Source organism: Haloarcula terrestris (assembly GCF_031624315.1).
Taxonomy (GTDB): domain Archaea; phylum Halobacteriota; class Halobacteria; order Halobacteriales; family Haloarculaceae; genus Haloarcula; species Haloarcula terrestris.
Map to the genome: position 1 here is coordinate 479,175 of NZ_JAMQOM010000003.1, position 17,801 is coordinate 496,975.

Genomic DNA, 17,801 nt, shown 5'->3' on the forward strand with positions numbered 1-17,801 from the left:
CCGCTACACCGTACAGACACAAATACCATCCGATGGACCAGAGCGTGGTTCACGGTCGGAGCGCACCTGAGATCCGGTTCGACAGAACCAGCAGTCACCGCGAAAAGAACCGTCGCAGTCCGCCTCAGATCTGCTCTGTCCGACCGCTTCCGTCGGCAACCGGCGCTCGGTCGCCGGTCGCCGCCGAGGGGTCGGTGCCACCGGACGCGGCGAACTCGAAGGCGTTGAGCAGTTCCGAGAGGTCATCGGCCTGGTCAGAGAGGTGGACCACGTCCTCGGTCACGCCCTCGATGGCTGCCGTCTGCTCTTCCGCCGCCGCGGCCGCGGTCTGAGCGCCGGAACTCGTCCGCTCGGTCATCGTGTCGAACTCTTCGACCATCGCCACCACTTCCTCCGCGGAGGCGGCCTGTTCGTCGGTCGCGTCGTCGACGGACTGGATACCGCTGTTGACATCCTCCACGTGTTCGAGGATGTCTTCGAGAACGCCGATGGTCTCGTCGACCGTCTCCAGGCCGTTGTCGACGCGCTCGTCCATCTCGTGGATGCCGTCGACGGCCTCGTCCGTCGACGCCTGAATCGTCTCGATGCGGTCGGCGATGCGCTGCGTCGCCTCGCCGGTCTCCTGTGCGAGGCCCTTGATTTCGTCGGCGACGACAGCGAAGCCCTCACCGGCCTCGCCGGCGCGGGCGGCCTCGATGGAGGCGTTGAGCGCCAGCATGTTCGTTTGCTCGGCGATTGCCTCGATGACGCTGACGATTTCGCCGACCTGCTCCATCTCGGCGTCAAGCGACTCCACGTTGTCGATGGTCGATTCGGCCTGGTGCTCGATGGCTTCCATCTCCGATTTGGCGTCGCTCACGTGCTCGCTGCCGACGGACCCGAGTTCGGACGCCTGTGTGGACATCTCTGCCACCTCGTCGGTCGAGGACGCTATCTCCTCGATGGTCGCGGACAGGTCGGTCATCTCGTCGGTGACCTGCCGGACGTTGTCGTGTTGCTGGTCGGTGTTCGAGGCGATCTCCTCGACGTTGTCGCTGACCTCCCGGCTCGCGTTCCGAACCTCCTCGGCGCTGGTGCTGAGTTCGTCCGTCGAGTTGTCGACCTGCCCGGCGAACTGCGTGACTGTCGTCAGCGTCTCCGAGAGCGTCTCCATCATATCGTTGAACGCCGTCGCGATTTCGGTCATCGCCGCCGTCCGGCTCTCGGGATCCATCCGCTGCGTGAAGTCCCCGTCCGCGGCCGCGTGCATCGCCGCGCCGAAGGATTTGGCTTTCTCCCGAAGGTGGTCGTTCAGCTCCTCGGACGACCGCTTTGCCTGCTCAGCGTCCTGTCGGGCCTCCTCTGCCTGCTGTTTGGCTTCCTCGGCCTCCTTCCGCTGCTCCTCGGCACTTGCGCGCTGTCGCTCCGCCTCGGCGCGCCGGCTCGCCGCCTCCTGCGTGGCTGTCTTGAGGTCCTCGACGGTGGCGATGGTCCCCGTCGACGAAATAGCGACAACACCGACAAGGACGGCCAGCAGCGAGGTACCCAGCGCGTCCATTATCGCGCCGGCGACGCCGACCCATTCGAGGAAGACGACGCCGGTCCAGAGGAACCCGAGCGCCGCGGCGAACGAGAAGCTCGCCCAGAACCCCGAGTCGAGGTCGGTCTCGCGGTAGGTCTTGATACCCAGCGCCACCGTCGCGGCGTATGCGGCGACCGCGACGAAGTCCGCGAAGATGATTGGCGCGCTCACACCTCTGCGCTCCCGCCGTCGGCAGCGACCTCCTGGCCGTCCGCGGCGGCTTCAGCGCCGTCGTCGTCGTCCCCGAGGACCTGTTTCCGGCGCACGTACGCCGCAAACAGGAACGCGAGGCCCGACCCCATCAGCCCGAGGTAGTGCTCGGCGTAGTTGAGCACCGTGCCGAGAAACAGGTTCTCGACGTTGGTCACGACTGTCGCCACGACCAACAGCACGTAGCCGACGACGAACAGGCGGGAACTCCGTCGGTATCGCAACAGCACCGGGACGAGTCCGATAAGTGCGATAATGGGTAATACAGCCTTATGTGGGTCTAACGCGGCCAGGCCGGATTGCATACCCCTGAAATGAGATTAGAGGTGATGATATAGGTTACCGCCCCATTACAACTATTGAAAACGTCCCGGCTGTTTCCGAACCGCCGAAAACGGCGTCACTCGATTACAGCCGGCGTGTGAGCGCAATTCCGACGGCGACGGCGACGAGCGCGATGCCGGCAAGCGTGGCGAACAGCGCGGTTGCGTTCGCAAACGCCAGAATCGACCCGGCTAGCCCGCCGCCGAGTGCGCCGACGCCGAACACCCCCAGATATGTGTAGCCGTACGACAGTCCCCGGGTGCCAGCGGGCGTGTACTCCGCAACCGAAGCCTGATACAGCGGCTGGGCGACGAACAGGGCAACCCCCAGCAGCGCGCCCAGCACCGCCAGCGGACCGAGGCCCATACCCGACACCGGGATGAACAGGACCGCAAGCAGCGCAAGCACCAGGAACGAGCCGACGATGCCGTACTCGACGGGAATACGGTCGCTCAGTTTGCCGCCGGCGTACTGGCCGAGCACGCCGATGAGCAACAGGCCGGCGTAGAAGTAGTCCTGTGGCTTGAGCGTCTGTCCGGACCCGGCCTCGATGCCGAGCGCCGACAGGACGCTGGGAGGCAGTAGCGTCTCTATCGGAATCGGTTCGAAGCCCGGCAGGTCCCGAAGTAGTTCCGGAAGGAACGTGAGGACGCCGCGGTAGTACAGCCCCGAACACATGACGACGACGAACACAAGGAGGAAGCTCCCGGTCAGCAGGTGTTTGCTCTCCGTGAGGAATTCCCCGAGGGAGTCGATGCCGCTGCTGGCCTTCGAACCGCCGTCGGTCGCCGCCACTGCCGCCGTCTCGTTGAAGTTCGCTCGGGACGCGTAGACGGCGGCGAGCAGCGCAGGGACCCCGAGGACGAGTGCGACCGTCCGCCATTCGGCGACCAGCAGGAGAATCGCGGCGACGAGCGGACCGAGGCCGATACCGAGGTTCCCGGCGACGCCGTGGTACGCCAGACCGGTCCCGCGCTGTTCGACGCCCTTGCTGATGAGCGAGAGGCCGGCCGGGTGGTAGACGCTGGCCGAGAGGCCCCAGAGGACCAGCGCCAGTGCGACGACGACCATGTTCGGAGCCAGTCCAAGCAGGATGTAGGAGCCGCCCATGCCCAGCAAACAGCCCGTGATGAGTCGCCGGGAGCCGATGCGGTCGACGACGATACCGCCCGGGAGTGCGCCCGCCCCGAACAAGCCATAGCCCAGCGTCACGATAATGCCGACTGTCGCCGTCGTCACGTCGAACTGGGCGATACCGAGGTTGATGAGGTCGAACTCGGTGAGCCAGATGACGACGAAGATCGGGACCGCCATCTCGTACGTGTGGACTAGGCCATGAGCGAGCATGACCAGCGCGGTGATCGCTCGGTCGTTCGCGTTCACACTGTGGGTCGTGGGGGCCGTCGACAAGTGTGTGGCGGTTCCGCGCATTCGCGCGCGGATGATTTCCACCGACGCAAAATCGGGGGTGGGTTTTTATGTCCGAACAGTATAGGCGGCAAGTGTGAGCAAGATCAAGGTGTCACTCCCGGACCAGGTCGACTCGGACATCCAGCGACTCGTCGAACAGGGCGAGTTCCTCAACCGTGACCAGGCCGTGGAAGACCTCCTGAAGCGAGGGATTTCGGCCTACAACACGACGACCGAAGAGACCGAAACGCTCGACGAAGAGATATTCGACCAAACGGCCTCCGAACAGCAGGACCCCGCGATGCAGGACGACTTCCTCTAGTCGCGGTTCCGCGAGAGTCTGCCGTCGTCGTCAGCCCCGCGCTGTCCGGAGCCGTCGTTCCCCTGCCGGCGCTGTTTCGTTCGTGCGCCGGGTTTCGGACCTCTGTCGAACGACTCGTAGGGCGTTTCTGCGACGCTTTCCGGGATAATATACCACGCGAGGAGGCCGCCGATAGCGGTTCCACCGGCGAAGATGCCGAGTACCAGCAGCACGTCGGCACCGCCATACAGCGTCACGAGTCCCATCGAGACGCCGACGAGGAGCGCGAACCCGACCTGCATGTATCTGAGAAACCGCTGCCGGTCGGCGTCTGTCACCGAGGGGCCGACCATCAGCGACCTCCGGCGTCGGCGTGTGTCTGTTGGGCCATCAGTAGAAGCCCCGCTCTACGTCTTCCTCGATCACGTCTTCGAACTCCGCGTCGAGTAGTTCCTCCGCTTCCTCGAACGTCTCGGTGAGGTCGTTCATCTGGTCGGGTCGGTCGTGGTGGTCGAACTCCATCGGGCCGTAGGCGGGCGAGTCCATCGCGTCCATCATGTCCTCCAGTAGCGCTTGTGGCGACGTGGGTGCGTCCGCATGGGTTTCTAGCACCGTTTCGAGGTTCTTGGCCTGCTCCTTGGCGTCGTCCTCGTCTTCCGGTCCCTGCTGGACGCCGAAGATACCCGACCCGTCTGTCGGGAACAGCGGGTCGATGTCCTCGTCGATTCGGCGGGCCACTTTCGACCCGACGCCCTGTACCTCGAAGGGGTTCTTCGCGTAGGTCTTGAGCTGGTAGACGCCGGCGTCGGGGTGACCGAAGTAGATGTCCTCGCCGATTCCGTTCGCGCGGTCGCCCCCGACGGCACGCCAGTCCCCCGAGTTGGCGTTGCTCTCCATCACGTCTTCGAGAATGTCCTGCCAGTCGCGAACGCGCATTGTCAGTCTCCCGTTTGGCCTGGGTCAGAATGAACCCATCGGTCCCGGTTGCCACAGCTATTGAATCAACCCGCCCACTGTACCGTTCCAGCCCCACTTCGATGGAGACCGGTGGCGCTGGCCTGGAACCGCGTTGGCGTCGCTCCCGTGGCCGTCCACGACCGATACATGCCGAGGATTCATTACGTTTCACACATATTCCCCTGAAAAGGATAGCGAGTGTCGCGGTGGGCACTCGTTTCATAGGAGAGTACAGTGGGAACAGCATCCGACGGGCGGCGGGGCGGCGTCGACTGGCGCCAGCTGGTACTGGTCAGCCTGGGCCTCGTCGGGCTCCTCGTCGCGTCGTTTCTGGCCCCGCCGCCCGCCTCGAACACGGGACTTGACAGCGGCGGGTCCGGCGACGCGTCGGCGGCGGCAGATGGCTGCGTTGTGCGTCTCGGAGCGGACCCGACGCCGGGCGACACGCTGGCAGTACAGGTGTCACGGGACTTCGACCCCGTCGTTTCGGCCCGGGTCTGGTTCAACGACCAGTACGTCGGCCGGACAAACGAGAGCGGACTCGTGTCCGGACAGGTGCCGTACCAGCGGTCGCTGAACGTCACCGTCGAGACACCCAGGGCAGCGTCCTGCGAGTTCACGACGGCCGGCGAAGGCGGACCAGCCGCCAGTCTCGGTGTGGGCGGCGACCGGTTGTCGGTCCCTGACGCCCCAGACACTGCGCCGGCAGCCGCCCCACGCGGGTCTGATACCGTTCGCCAGCGCGTGCTGGGCACGGTCGACTCGACAACAACGGACGAGCAAGCCCCCCAGCAGACGCCATCGGATACCGACACGGACACCGGCCAGTACAGCGTCGCTGGGCACGTCTCCGTCACGATTTCCGGGGAGCCGTATCCGGGTTCGACCGTTTCGCTGGTCGCGACAGTCGACGGCGTGCCAATGCGGAACGCAACCGTCAGTGTCGGCGGAGACGCCATCGGTCAGACGGACGATGACGGACGATACCAACTGACGGTTCCGGACCGCGACAGCGCGTCCGTGGCGGTCTCCCGCGGGGATTTCAGTGGGAGAGACCGGCTTGACGTGCTGGACCTCACGGTCCGTGTCAGATCGCCGGAACTGCTGCCGGTGCCCGGCGATCCGGCCCGTATCCACACCGCACGAGACGGCGAACCGGTCGAGAACGCGGCGATCACGGTCGACGGGCAGCGTCACGGGACGACCGGTGGGAACGGGACCGTCGCGTACACGCTCCCGGCGAACCCCGAGCAGACGGTCACAGCGGCGACGGACCGACAAACGGCCACCACATCGGTGTGGGCCGCGTACGCCGGGACAATCGCTCTCGGGTTGGGACTGTTCGTGCTGACCGTTGTCACGGTTCCGATAGCCGTGCTGTTGTACGGCCGTGGCGTCGGCCGAGCGGTCGGCATCGTGTGGGCCGTGTTCGATTCGCTGTTTTTCGTCGCCGTCCTCTGGGACCGCGGCGGCCTCCTCATCGGGCTCGGGGTGGTCGGCGTCGCGGCTCTGTACCACTACCGAAAAGCGGCTTTCTCAGCCGGCGACGGGGTTTCCGCAGTGGTCGCATCCGCCGGGACGACGGTGGCCGGCGTCACCACCTGGACACAGCGCGTCGTCCTTCGTCTCGTGACTGGTATCGAAACGGCCCTGAGCCGGATCGGCGGTCCAGTTGCCCGCCTGCTGACGTGGGGCGGATCACGCCGGCCGTCGCTGTCTGTGCTGGGCCGTCATTTCCGAACGTGGATTTGCACGGCCGCACCGCGGGCTATCGCCCGGGGTAGCGGTGCGATCACGCCGAAGCGCCTCACGGCCACCGGTGTGTCGGGAGCCGCCACAGCCCTTGCATACGTCCGCTGGGGCATCGCCGGCGGCGTCATATTGGGCGTGGCAGTCGTCGTCGGTACGGTCGCGGTGTACAGCTACTACCGATTCGCCAGCGGCGAGTCCGCATCGGTCGCTTCGCCCTCCAGCGAGGCGGAGACCGCGTCCGGATCGGCGTCGGCCACCGCCGGCTCGGGGCCGTCACTCCGGGACCTCTGGCGGTCGTTCGCGCGCTGGGTCGTCCCTGGGCGCTGGCGCACGCGGACGCCCAGGGAGGTGTCCCGGGCCGCCATCGAGCGTGGCCTGCCGCGCCAGCCCGTGGAAGCGCTGACACGGGCGTTCGAGGAGGTTGAGTACGGCGGCCAGACAACTGAAAGCCGCCGTGACCGCGCCCGCGAAGCGTACGACGCGCTCGTGAATGCGAGCGACACGGAGGAGGAAGGATGAACCGCAGTCACGTCACGCTGGGCGTCGCCGCGGTGGTCGGCCTGCTGCTGGTGGCCGGCGGGGCTGTCGTCGCGCTGATCGGGACGCCCGAACCGGCGGTCGGCGGGCCGGGCGTGGCAGGCGGGTTCGCACTCCTCGTCGGCCTGCTGGTGGCGCTGTGGAAGCTCTGGCGGACGCCGGGCAGTCCCGAAATGTCCGCGTCGCCGTGGGCCGAGGACGACGAGTTCACCAGAGAGCATCTGGAGACCACGCCGGCCGAAGAAACGGTCTCCGGAGCCGAACTGGCCGAGCACGTCGAGGCGGCGGCCGCGCAGGCCCGAAAGGGCGGGACCGTCGCGGAGAGCCTCGGTTCGGTCCGGGAGCCGCTCCGTGCCACACTCACCGACGCGCTGGTACAGGGAGGCCACGACCACGAAACGATCGAACGGCAACTCGCCGCGGGAACCTGGACGGACGACCCGGTCGCTGCGGCGGTCCTCGACGAAGACGTTACGCCGCCGGACCGGCCGTTGCGCGCCCGGCTCCGAGCCTGGCTGTTCCCCGAAAAGGCCGTCCGGCAACGGAGCGCCCGAGCGATGGCGGCGGTCAGCGCCGCCGCGAACGACGCCCTCCCCTCGGTCGTCGGCCAGCAGGCCCCGCGACCAGTGCCGGTGGTCGCCCCCGGCGTCGCGGACCTGCAGCGGGCGGCCGACGGCACCCTCCAGCGGGCCGTCGACGGCTCGCTCCCCACTCGTGAAGAAATCGGATCTGGCACGGGGCCTGATGAGAGGGCTGGTGAATCGACGACTGAGGGGGCGGCTACGGCCGATGCCGCCACCGAAACAGCGGCGAGCGACTCGCAACTGGGGCCGAGTGAGAACGCTCAGGAAGACGGGGGCGACACCACAGCAACGGACGACTGGGCAGCCGTCAGGGGCGACGTAACGGAGGTGCGTGACTGAATGGGGCGAAGACGGGCACGGTGGCGCGGGGCGATCGTGGCCGCGCTGGCGCTCGCCGGGGCCGGCGTCTGGACGGGCAACGGTGCGCTCCTGCTCGCCGCGGGGCTTCCGCTCTCGTATCTGGCCTACGGGGCTGTCTCGACCGCGACCGTGCCGGCGGAGATCACGGTCTCGCGGGCGGTCGACCCGACACCGGCACCGCCGGGCCACCCCGTCTCGGTGCAGGTGACGGTGACCAACGAGTCCGAGCGGCCGGTGTCAGATCTCCGGGTCGTCGACGGCGTTCCGCGGGACCTTTCGGTGATCGCGGGATCGCCCCGCGGCGGCGCGACGCTGGCCGCCGGTGAGTCACTCACACTTGAATACACGCTTATCGCCCGCCGCGGCGACCACGACTTCGAGCCGCCGCGGCTCCGCGCCCGCGGCACCGGTGCCGGTGAGGTCGCAACGATAGTGCGGACCCCGGATGGCGATGACCGGCTCGTCTGCCGGCTGGACGCCGAGGCCCCGCCGCTGTCCGACCAGGGCAACGACCGCGTCGGGCAGCGCACGACCAGCGACCCCGGCGACGGATTCACCTTCCACTCGACGCGGGAGTACCGGCGCGGTGACCCGGCGGGGCGTATCGACTGGCGCAGCTACGCCAAGCGCGGGGACCTGTCGACGGTCAACTACGAGCAGTGGGTGTCGACGGCGGTCGTGTTCGTCCTCGACGCCCGCCCCCCGTCGCGGGTGACCGCCGGGCCAGGCCGGCCCACCGCCGTCGAACTCGGCGCGTACGCGACGACGCATGCGCTGACCTCACTCTTGCAGGCCGGCCACGAGGTCGGACTCGCGGTGGTCGGCATCGACGGCGACGGGCCGGACGGACTGGCCTGGATACCGCCCGGCAACGGCAGCGACCAGCGGTCGCGGGCAATCGACCTGCTGGAGGAGGCCGCCGATGTTGCTGACACCGCTGAGAGCGGGCCGAACGGGGAGGATGGAGGCGGGAGTGACACGGACGAGACCAAAGCCGACGAGGTGGACCCACAGCAGCAGTTCCGAAAAGTGATCGAACTGGCCGGGCCACGCTCGCAGTTCGTGCTCGTCTCCCCGATGCTCGACGACGGCCCGATGACGGCGATGGAAGGGTGGGCAGCCCTGGACACCGCACGGACCGTTCTCTCCCCGGATGTGACGGCCGCGAGTACGGTCAGCGGGCAACACGAGCACGTCCGCCGTCGAACCCGCCTTGCACGGTGTCAGGCGACCGGGGCCAGGACAATCGACTGGCGGCGCGGGACGCCGCTCCCGCTCATCCTCGACTACGCCTTCGCCGTCGAGGCGCGGCGACCGGGCGGCGGCGTCCAGCCGGGAGGTGGGGCCTGAATGGTCGGCGGTCCACGACTCGATACGCCCTCGGCCGTTGGGGACGAGGGGCGACCACGGGCGACGAGCCTGACCATCGCCGCGCTCGTCGTCGCCGCCTTTGGCCTGGCGACCGGCGTCCTCCGGGGCGACCCGCAACTGTTCAGTGGGGTCGCGCTGCTGACGGGCGTCGCCGTCGCCGGCATGACGCTGCTCGACCGTGCGTCGCTCGGCCCGACGGTTATCGGCCACCTCTGCTTCCTCCCGGCGGCGTCCGGCGTCCTCGTCTCCCTCGTGATTTCGCCGGTTGAAACCGCGCTGATCGGCGGCGTCGTCCTGGCGATGGGCGGCGTTGCCACCAGCTGGACGAACGTTCTCGACACGGAGACGGTGGTGTCGACAACCGTGAGCAGCGCCCTCTCGTATCTGTTCGCGGTGGTCGGCATCGTCGTTCTGGTGCTGGCCGCCGGCATCGCGTGGGTCTGCTGGCGGCTCCTGACAGCAGTCGTCGGCGCAACGTCCCCGGTCGCTGCCGCCCTGGGCCTCGGCGCGCTCGTGTTCGTCGCGGCGATCTGCCTCTTCCTGGCCCTGTGGCAGCTCCCAGTCTTGCAGTTGACAGCACGGAGCCGCCGGGCGGAGCGGGCAGCGACGCTCGCTCGTTATAAGCGCGTGCTCGGCGCTGTCGGGCTGGGCGCTGGCGTCCTTACCGTCCTCACCCCGTTCGTGGTGGTCTTTACGCCGCTTGACCGAGTCCTCGCCACGTCGCCGTTCAGCGCCGTCGTGGGGCTGCTGTCGTCCTGGCTCGTCCTCGGGCCGATCGCAGCCGTCACAGTGGGCGCACTGCTGGCCGCGACGGGGGCGTTCGTCCTCCGAACGTTCACCACCGAGTTCGACCAAGCGTCCGTCCGAGCGGTCGGGGCCGGCGTCGCCGCGCTCGGCTACCTCCTGTTGCTGGGCCCGGTCCTGGTCCGGCTGAGTATCGTCTCGGCGAACCCCGCCGCCGTCTTCGCCGGCGCGGTCTTGCTCCCGCTGGCCGTCTATCTCCTGCTCGTCCTCGCCCTCGGTGCGCTCAAGGTCGGCCTGCTACCCGAGCGGGCGGCCCCTGCCGCGCTGACCGCCGCGGGACTCATCTGTGCGAGTATCGGTGCAGCGCAAGCGGACCTCCCCACGCTGCTGGTGTTCGGTGGCGTCGTCGGCGGCCTCGTCGCCTGGGACGTTGGCACCTACGGACTTGGGCTGACAGCGGAGCTGGGCCATCGACCGGAGACCCGACGGCTTGAGCTGTACCACGGCGTGTTCGCCGTCGGTGTCGGCGGCCTCGGTATCCTCGGCTTCGGCGCGGTCGAACTAGCCAGACAGAGCGCGGGAACGGCCATCGGGTCGTCGGGAGCGATGGCGGTCGCGGTCCTCGGCGTCCTGCTGTTGCTTGCGCCGCTACGCGGCTAAGCGGTGCAGGACCGCTTCGTTTCCCGCCCTGAGCGTAAATCCAACAGCTGATGGCACAGATTCATAGCGTCCGAGGCCAACGCATGGAGCATGGCCGAGTCATCGACGGGATTGGGTGTCGAGGCAGCATCGAGCCATTGCCTCGATATCGTTGAACGGGTGGAGGAGGCGGTCGTCGTCGAGCGGCGGGTGTTGTTCGAAACGCTCGCCGGTGTCATCGCCAGGGGCCACGTCCTCGTCGAGGACGTACCCGGGACGGGCAAAACGGTACTCGCGCGCGTCCTCGCAGAGTCGCTCGGGCTCGATTTCAACCGCATTCAGTTCACGCCCGACCTGCTGCCGGCGGACGTGACCGGCTCGAACGTGTACAACGAACACGAGCAGGCCTTCGAGTTCGCCGAGGGACCGGTGTTCTCGAACGTCGTGCTGGCCGACGAGATCAACCGCGCCCCGCCCAAGACCCAGGCCGCGCTGCTGGAGGCGATGGAGGAGCGCCAAGTCAGCGTCGACGGAACGACCCATCCGCTCCCGACGCCGTTCGTCGTCATCGCCACCCAGAACCCCGTCGAACAGGAGGGGACCTTCCAGCTCCCCGAGGCCCAGCGGGACCGCTTCAGCGTAAAGACGGCGATGGGCTACCCCGATGTCGAGGGCGAGATGGGGCTGCTCGACCGCCGGGCCAATCGGCGAACGATTGCGCCGTCGGTCGAACCGGCTGTGGACCCGGCGACGGTGCTGGCCCTGCAAGAGTGTGCGGAGGATGTCCGCGTCGACACCAAGGTCCGGCGCTACATCGTCGACCTGGCCCGAGCCACACGCGAGGACGACCGCACCGAAATCGGTGTCTCGCCGCGGGGCGTCCAGCGGGTGTTCGAGGCCGTCCGGGCCAGCGCGGTCATCGGCGGCCGCTCGTATGCCACGCCGGACGACGTGAAGCGCCTGGCGACGGCGACGATGAGCCACCGACTCGTGCTGACGACCGAGGCGACGGTCGAGGGAGTCGAGAATGGCGACGTGGTAGAGGCTGCGCTGGAGACCGTCGACGTGCCCGCGGTGTCGCCCGATGCGCCCGACGGCGACGAGAGCGCACCTGGAGCGAGCGTTTCAGAGGCCGATTCTATCAACAGTGAGACTCCCTCGGACGTATCTTCCGGACCCGAGACGGAGCCAGCATCGAGAGATGCAGACACCAGCGTGGATGGCGTTCAGAACGGGAGCACGGGCTCACCAGAGCCGCAACAGCAGCCGGACCCGTCGGCCGATCACCGGCAACGCGAGGAGTAACGGCGTCTCGGCACACTCCGTTCTCGAACGCCGACAGTCGAACGCCTTTACTCCGCGGAACAGCCAGAGAGAGTATGGAAAGCGAACGCAACGTCCTCGGCGGGGAGCTGGCCCCGTGTTCGATGGACCCGGAGACGGGGTTCATGCGCGACGGCTACTGCTACCCGCTCCAGCGCGACCCGGGCCGGCACGAGATCTGTGCCGTGATGACCGCGGAGTTCCTGGAGTACAGCAAGGCCCAGGGCAACGATCTCGTGACGCCGCGACCGGAACTGAACTTCCCCGGACTCGACCCCGGCGACCACTGGTGTGTCTGTGTTCCGCGCTGGATAGAGGCCCACGAAGATGGGCGCGCACCGCCGGTCAATCTCGAAGCGACAAGCGAGGACGTGCTCGAAGATATCGATCTGGAGACGCTGAAAGGCTACGCTGCCGATGCTGACTCGGATGTGGATGCAGCCGGCGAATGAGTCACGGCGCGAACGACTTTTGAGGGTCCGCCCCCTCGCTTGGGCCGTGCAACAGGGGAGGGCCAGCCCGTGACCGTGGACCACGTTCGCGGCGTCGTCGTCGATATCGAGGAGCCGAAGACGGTGAACACGCAGTACGGCGAGAGCGACCTCTGTGAGGTGACCATCCGGCCCGACCGCAGGTCCGGCGAGCCCACGACAGTGACGCTCTGGGGGAAGTGGACCGAGAACGCCGAAGTAATCGAGACGGGAATGGAAATCGCCGTCTACAACCCCGACGAGCGGGAGTACCAGGGCGAACAGCAGTACTCCGTCGGTGGCGACGCCACCCTCGTCGTCCAACCGGATTTCCTCGTCGACGTGACCGACATCCGCGCGTGGGTGCAGTGCCCGCGGATGTACTACCTCCGGAAACTCGACGGCGCGGACCACGCCTACCCGCTGGTGAAAGGGACCGTCGTCCACGAGGTGTTCGGTGACCTGCTTCGGGGCCGGGACCTCGACACCGCCATCGAAGAGCAGGTTGACGCCGCAGGACTAGACATCGGACTGCTCGGACGGGAAGCCGACGAGGTGGCCGGCGACGTGCGCGACCACGCGTCGGCTATCCAGGGGTGGCTCCGGCAGGGGACGCTAACGGAAACGGATGGAGCGGCGACAGCCGCTGACAACTCGGAGCGGGACTTCAGTCCCGCGGAGAGCGAGTGGCGCTCGGAAATGACGCTCATCTCCGAACGGTTCGGCATGAAAGGACGGGCCGATGCCGTCCGGCGCGGGATGCCTGTCGAACTCAAGACCGGCAAAAACACCAAGCGAGAGCCGCGGTTTCAGGACAAGATTCAGGCGACGGCGTATGCGCTGATGCTTGGCGAACGCGCGGCTGGCGCGGGTAGCGCTGTCGAGGCGGCCCCAGACACAGGGACGCTCCTCTACACGAAAAACGCCGCCGTCGACCGCAACGAGGAGAGCGGCGACCTCTCGCCGGCCAAGGAGTTCTCCATCGGGAGCGGCCTGCTGAACTACGTCGTTCGGACCCGCAACGCGATTGCAGCGATGGAGTACGACTCGGGCGTGCCGACGGGCTACGAGGCAAACGCCAAGTGCGAGTACTGCTTCGAGCAGGACACCTGCATGGCCGTCTCCGGCCGCCTCGACCAGGAATCCAAGGCCGGAACGGTCGGTCGAGCGGTGCCCGACGAGGAACTGGACTACTTCGAGTCGTTCTACACGGCCATCGAGGCCGAACGCCGGGCCGTCCACCGCGAGTACGCGAAGCTCTGGGAGCAGACGCCGGAGGAACGCGCCGACAACGACCGCGCGCTCATCGACCTCGAACCGATCGGGCGCACGGAACTCGACGGCGGTCGCTGGGAACTCCGGGCGACGGGGACCGGTGCCGTCTCGAAGATCCGGGAAGGCAATCTCGTACTCGCCAGCGACGGCGACCCGGTGACCGGCAATGCCGAACTGGCTCGCGTCGAGCGACTGGGCAACGAGGCGCCACGCGCCTCGGATAGCGGGAACGGCAACGCCGTGGCCGAGGAGATCGTCGTCACGGCCGACGAGCCGCTGGACCTCCGCCGGCTGGACGTGTATCCCTCCGAACTGACCACCGACCGACTCCAGAACGCACTCCACGACGCCGTGCTCCTCCAGTCGCCCGAGCAGAAGGACGTGCTGTTCGGGCGGCGCGAGCCGGAGTTCAACGCTGTGGAGGAGACGTTCATCGACAACAACGAGGCCCAGAACGAGGCCGTCCAACTGGCGGTCGGCGCAGAGGACTTCGCGCTCGTCCACGGGCCGCCGGGAACGGGGAAGACCTACACACTGGCGCGGATGGTTCGGGCGCTCGTGGAGGGGTCGAAGACCCCTTCCGAACGGGCGAGCGGGGAGCGGAGCGACCCGCGAGACGGCGGCGACCGGGTGCTGCTCTCGGCCTTCACCAACCGCGCCGTCGACAATCTGCTGGAGGCGCTGGAGGACCAGGGCTACACCGACATCGTTCGCGTCGGCACTGAGAGCGGCGTCCGCGAGGACATGCAGAAGTACCGACTGGAGACCAGCGGCGACCCCGGCGAGTGTGCGGGTCGGCTCCAGAACGCACAGGTCGTCGCGGCGACGACGGCCACCTGCGGCGGGAGCACGCTCCAGACCCAGGACTTCGATACGGCTGTCGTCGATGAGGCCGGCCAACTGACCGAGCCGGGGACGCTCGCGGCGACGACGCTGGCCGACCGGTTCGTGCTCGTCGGTGACCACCAGCAGCTCCCGCCCGTGGTCCAGTCGGAAGACGAGACGCTATCGACCTCGCTGTTCGAGCGCCTCATCGACGCGCATCCGGACGCGGGCGTAATGTTGGACCGTCAGTACCGGATGGCCCAGCACATCCAGGCCTTCGCCTCGCGGGAGTTCTACGACGGGCAGTTGCGGCCCGCGACGGGCGAGGTGGCCGCCCAGCGACTCGACGATCTCGACGGTGTCTCGACGAGTCGCTTACCCGAGGGGCTCCGGGACCGCGTGGCCTTCGTCGATCCTGGCGGGAGCCAGGTCGGCAACACCAACCCGACTGAGGCCGACCGGATTGCCGAGATTGTCGCGTCGTACCGGTCCGCAGGAGTTCCGGCGGACGACATCGGCGTCATCGCGCCGTACCGCGCCCAGGTCGCGGAGATTTCAAAGCGCCTGCCCGATGTGACCGTCGACACGGTCGACCGATTCCAGGGGTCGAGCAAGGAGGTCATCGTCATCTCGTTTGTCGCCACGGGGACGCTCGACAGCCCCATCTTCGAGGATTACCGGCGGATCAACGTCGCGCTCACGCGAGCGAAGAAGGCTCTCGTTCTCGTCGGTGACGGTGACGCCCTGGCGACCGACGAGGTGTACGGCCGGATGGTCGAGTGGGCGCGGGGATAATTAGGCCTCGCCGGGCGGTTCGTCCGGTCCGCTAGCAGGCTCGTCTGTCCCATGGGCTTGTTCGTCCGGTTTGTCCACTTCTTTGTCCGTCTCGCCAGCGCGCTCCGCTGTCGTACCGGTCCGGTCACCGCTTCGGCGGGCGGCGATGTCGACCCGCAGCCGCTCCCGCAGCGAGTCTCTGAGTTCTGTTGCGGTCCCCTCGTCGATATCGTATACGCGGGCGATACCGCCGAGGAGACTGGATGAACTCGCCGTATCGGCCCCGACCGTCGCCAGGTCGCGGCGGCGCTGGAACGGCGAACGTGTGACGAACACCGTCTGGAGCCGGTAGTAGGGGACGATGCGCGTCGTCCGCCGCCAGAACCCGCTCCGGGCCGCAAGCACCGACTCGTCCATATCGAACCCGCGGTGTCGCCAGCGGAGGTGGGCCGCCGGGGCAACCGGGAGAAAGAGGAGGAGCGCGAACCACCAGTAGCCGGTCCCAAGCACCAGCGAGTCGACGGCGTAGGCGACTGCGGTGAGGCCGGCCGCCGCCAGCGAAAAGCGGGCGAGATAGCGCCGACGAGCGCGTTTCGGCGACCGCTCGAAGTCGAGGTCGCCAAAGGGTTCGATGTCCCGGGCCAGTGCGTACACTTCCTCGCGGGGTGCAAGCGGGACAGCGACGCCCTGGGTGGACTGCTGGCTCCCGCCGCTGTAGCCCGCTGTCTCGACGGCCAGCGTCGCGTAGCCGAACCGTCGCATCAGGACGTTCTCGCGGATGGTGACCGACTGGACCTTCTCCAGTGGGATGTTTCCGCTGTAGCGGCGCAGCAGTCCCCGCTCGTAGCGAAGGTCGCCGTCGGCCCGCGTAAGCCTGAAGCCGTGATACTCGATGACCGTCAGTGCCATGCTGACGACCAGTGCCAGCAGGAGGAACTGGGCGATAGAGAGCGCCACAAAGACGGCGATCCGGGAGGTCTCCGGTGAGCTAACCAGCCATTGTATCACCGGACCACTCAGCGACGCGCCCACGAGGGTGGCGTTGAACCGCAGCACGGCCCAGACGATGTCCATCCCCAGCGGAAGCGAGGCAAGCGTCAGGACCGGCGCGGCGGGGCGGACGGAGACGAGCGCGTAAGTCAGGAGTTCCCTCTGGTCGAACGCGAACAGCAGGGACCCGTCCGGCTGTCCGCCGCTGTCGGTTTTCGACGCGGAGACCGACGTACTCCGGTCAGTGTCCGCCTGTGCGTCGCCGGCCCGTGCCGGTGATGGACCGGTTGCGCCCGGGAGGTCCGCGTGGGCAGACCGGCCGTTACTCGCAGTACCAGACACCGCGTCGGAGGCGTCAGTCTCCGTCTCGGTAGCGTCGTCCCGGTCGTGCGTCCGCACGTAGTTCCGCAGGCGTTTGACTTCGGCCTCGTCGACCGCGTCCAGCGTCGCCTCCGTCGCGCTGCCGCCAGCGGTCTCGAAGCGGACGATTGCGAGTCCGAGCAGCCGGTTGATGATGTTCTGCTCGACATCGAGGTTCTGGACGCGACCCAGTGGAATCTGGCGGGACTGTCTGGCGAACACGCCGGATTCGACAGTGAGCGTATCGCCGTCGAGTTCGTATCCGAACCGGAGATAGCGAGCCAGCGCGTAGCCACCGAAAACGACCGCGCCGAGCGCCGCAAGTGCAGGGACGCCGAACCACGGGAGGTCGAGCGCCCCGGCCCCGAATGACCCGCCGAAGAAGCCGAAGAAGCCGCCCTGCAGGGCTGCCCGGGCGATACGTACGACGGCGCTCCGCGGATGGAGCCGCTTCATACCGCGTCCGTGGCCTCGCTCTCGTTTGCGAGGTCACGAAGCCGCTCGCGCAGTTCGGTGGCTCGTTCGGGCCGCAGTCCGGGAATCGTGATGTCCGCGCCGCGGGTCCCGGCGGTGTAGACGACGACACTCGCCAGCCCGACGGCGCGCTCAATCGGGCCGCGCGTGGTGTCGACGTGCTGGACGCGGACGTACGGCACCGACGTGTCGGTCCGGGTGACGACGCCGCGGAGGAGAAACAGCGAATCGTCCTGCAGGTCGAACCGCCAGATGCGGTGGGCGGCGACGGCGTGGACGACGCCCAGCAACACGAGCACGACCCAGCCACCGACGATGACCGTCTGTGGGAGTGAGACCGCGAATCGGTCGACGAGATACGCGATAACGCCGAGGACCGACGCCTGGATGACCGTCGACAGGACCCACAGCAGTCTCACCCGTGGGTGGAGCGACTCCATATCACAATCGAGGGGCCGGCCGCGGATTAACGGTTTGGCTCCGGGGCAAAATTGGCACAGTTTCGGTTCACCCGCGGCACAGAGTATGGACGGAATTGCCTGAAACTTCGAAAAATCTCC

15 protein-coding genes are annotated in these 17,801 nt (G+C 67.6%); 8 read left to right on the forward strand and 7 right to left on the reverse strand.

Features of this window, described 5'->3' with window-relative positions; translation table 11 throughout:
• Positions 1-124 precede the first annotated feature (124 nt).
• The 3 genes from NDI54_RS09550 to NDI54_RS09560 all read right to left on the reverse strand — a co-directional run bounded on the left by NDI54_RS09550 (position 125) and on the right by NDI54_RS09560 (position 3,526).
• Positions 125-1,732 carry a methyl-accepting chemotaxis protein gene (locus tag NDI54_RS09550; RefSeq protein WP_310896218.1) on the reverse strand — a complete coding sequence of 536 codons (1,608 nt, stop codon included), beginning with the start codon at positions 1,730-1,732 and terminating at the stop codon, positions 125-127.
• The gene (locus NDI54_RS09555; RefSeq protein ID WP_310896219.1) at positions 1,729-2,076 is read right to left on the reverse strand and encodes a hypothetical protein; all 348 of its coding nucleotides are present in this window, start codon (positions 2,074-2,076) and stop codon (positions 1,729-1,731) included. Before NDI54_RS09555 ends, NDI54_RS09550 begins: the two co-directional genes overlap by 4 nt.
• A gap of 103 nt (positions 2,077-2,179) precedes the next feature.
• Positions 2,180-3,526 (reverse strand): MFS transporter, encoded by a 1,347-nt coding sequence (locus NDI54_RS09560; protein ID WP_310896220.1) that lies wholly within the window; start codon positions 3,524-3,526, stop codon positions 2,180-2,182.
• A 73-nt stretch (positions 3,527-3,599) separates the two neighbouring features.
• On the opposite strand from NDI54_RS09560, the gene NDI54_RS09565 reads away from it, so the two are divergent.
• Positions 3,600-3,827: a ribbon-helix-helix domain-containing protein gene (locus NDI54_RS09565; RefSeq protein WP_004518043.1), complete on the forward strand. Its 228-nt coding sequence runs from the start codon at positions 3,600-3,602 to the stop codon at positions 3,825-3,827.
• On the opposite strand, the gene NDI54_RS09570 is transcribed toward NDI54_RS09565, so the two are convergent.
• Together NDI54_RS09570 and NDI54_RS09575 are read right to left on the reverse strand one after the other, a co-directional pair.
• The gene (locus tag NDI54_RS09570; protein ID WP_310896221.1) at positions 3,824-4,159 is read right to left on the reverse strand and encodes a hypothetical protein; all 336 of its coding nucleotides are present in this window, start codon (positions 4,157-4,159) and stop codon (positions 3,824-3,826) included. The genes NDI54_RS09565 and NDI54_RS09570 overlap by 4 nt on opposite strands.
• 37 nt (positions 4,160-4,196) lie before the next feature.
• Positions 4,197-4,742 carry a hypothetical protein gene (locus NDI54_RS09575; protein ID WP_310896222.1) on the reverse strand — a complete coding sequence of 182 codons (546 nt, stop codon included), beginning with the start codon at positions 4,740-4,742 and terminating at the stop codon, positions 4,197-4,199.
• A gap of 255 nt (positions 4,743-4,997) precedes the next feature.
• Here NDI54_RS09575 and NDI54_RS09580 point away from each other — a divergent pair, with 255 nt between their 5' ends.
• From NDI54_RS09580 to NDI54_RS09610, 7 genes are all read left to right on the forward strand, one after another.
• A complete protein-coding gene (locus NDI54_RS09580; RefSeq protein ID WP_310896223.1) occupies positions 4,998-7,034 on the forward strand; it encodes a DUF4129 domain-containing protein in 2,037 nt (678 codons plus the stop codon).
• Positions 7,031-7,975, forward strand: coding sequence for a DUF7269 family protein (locus NDI54_RS09585; RefSeq protein WP_310896224.1), 945 nt, complete (start codon positions 7,031-7,033; stop codon positions 7,973-7,975). The genes NDI54_RS09580 and NDI54_RS09585 overlap by 4 nt, the downstream gene beginning before the upstream one ends.
• Positions 7,976-9,346: a DUF58 domain-containing protein gene (locus NDI54_RS09590; protein WP_310896225.1), complete on the forward strand. Its 1,371-nt coding sequence runs from the start codon at positions 7,976-7,978 to the stop codon at positions 9,344-9,346.
• A complete protein-coding gene (locus NDI54_RS09595; RefSeq protein WP_310896226.1) occupies positions 9,347-10,771 on the forward strand; it encodes a DUF7519 family protein in 1,425 nt (474 codons plus the stop codon).
• A 90-nt stretch (positions 10,772-10,861) separates the two neighbouring features.
• Positions 10,862-12,055 (forward strand): AAA family ATPase, encoded by a 1,194-nt coding sequence (locus NDI54_RS09600; protein WP_310896227.1) that lies wholly within the window; start codon positions 10,862-10,864, stop codon positions 12,053-12,055.
• 74 nt (positions 12,056-12,129) lie between these two features.
• Positions 12,130-12,525 carry a DUF2237 family protein gene (locus NDI54_RS09605; protein WP_310896228.1) on the forward strand — a complete coding sequence of 132 codons (396 nt, stop codon included), beginning with the start codon at positions 12,130-12,132 and terminating at the stop codon, positions 12,523-12,525.
• 69 nt (positions 12,526-12,594) lie between these two features.
• Positions 12,595-15,438 carry an AAA domain-containing protein gene (locus tag NDI54_RS09610; protein WP_310896229.1) on the forward strand — a complete coding sequence of 948 codons (2,844 nt, stop codon included), beginning with the start codon at positions 12,595-12,597 and terminating at the stop codon, positions 15,436-15,438.
• Here the strand turns inward: NDI54_RS09610 and NDI54_RS09615 are convergent, their stop codons facing one another.
• Together NDI54_RS09615 and NDI54_RS09620 are read right to left on the reverse strand one after the other, a co-directional pair.
• On the reverse strand, positions 15,439-17,223 hold the full coding sequence (locus NDI54_RS09615) for a PH domain-containing protein (RefSeq protein ID WP_310896230.1): 1,785 nt from the start codon (positions 17,221-17,223) through the stop codon (positions 15,439-15,441). It lies immediately after the preceding gene.
• Positions 17,220-17,681: a PH domain-containing protein gene (locus NDI54_RS09620; RefSeq protein WP_310896231.1), complete on the reverse strand. Its 462-nt coding sequence runs from the start codon at positions 17,679-17,681 to the stop codon at positions 17,220-17,222. Before NDI54_RS09620 ends, NDI54_RS09615 begins: the two co-directional genes overlap by 4 nt.
• Between the last annotated feature and the right edge of the window lie 120 nt (positions 17,682-17,801).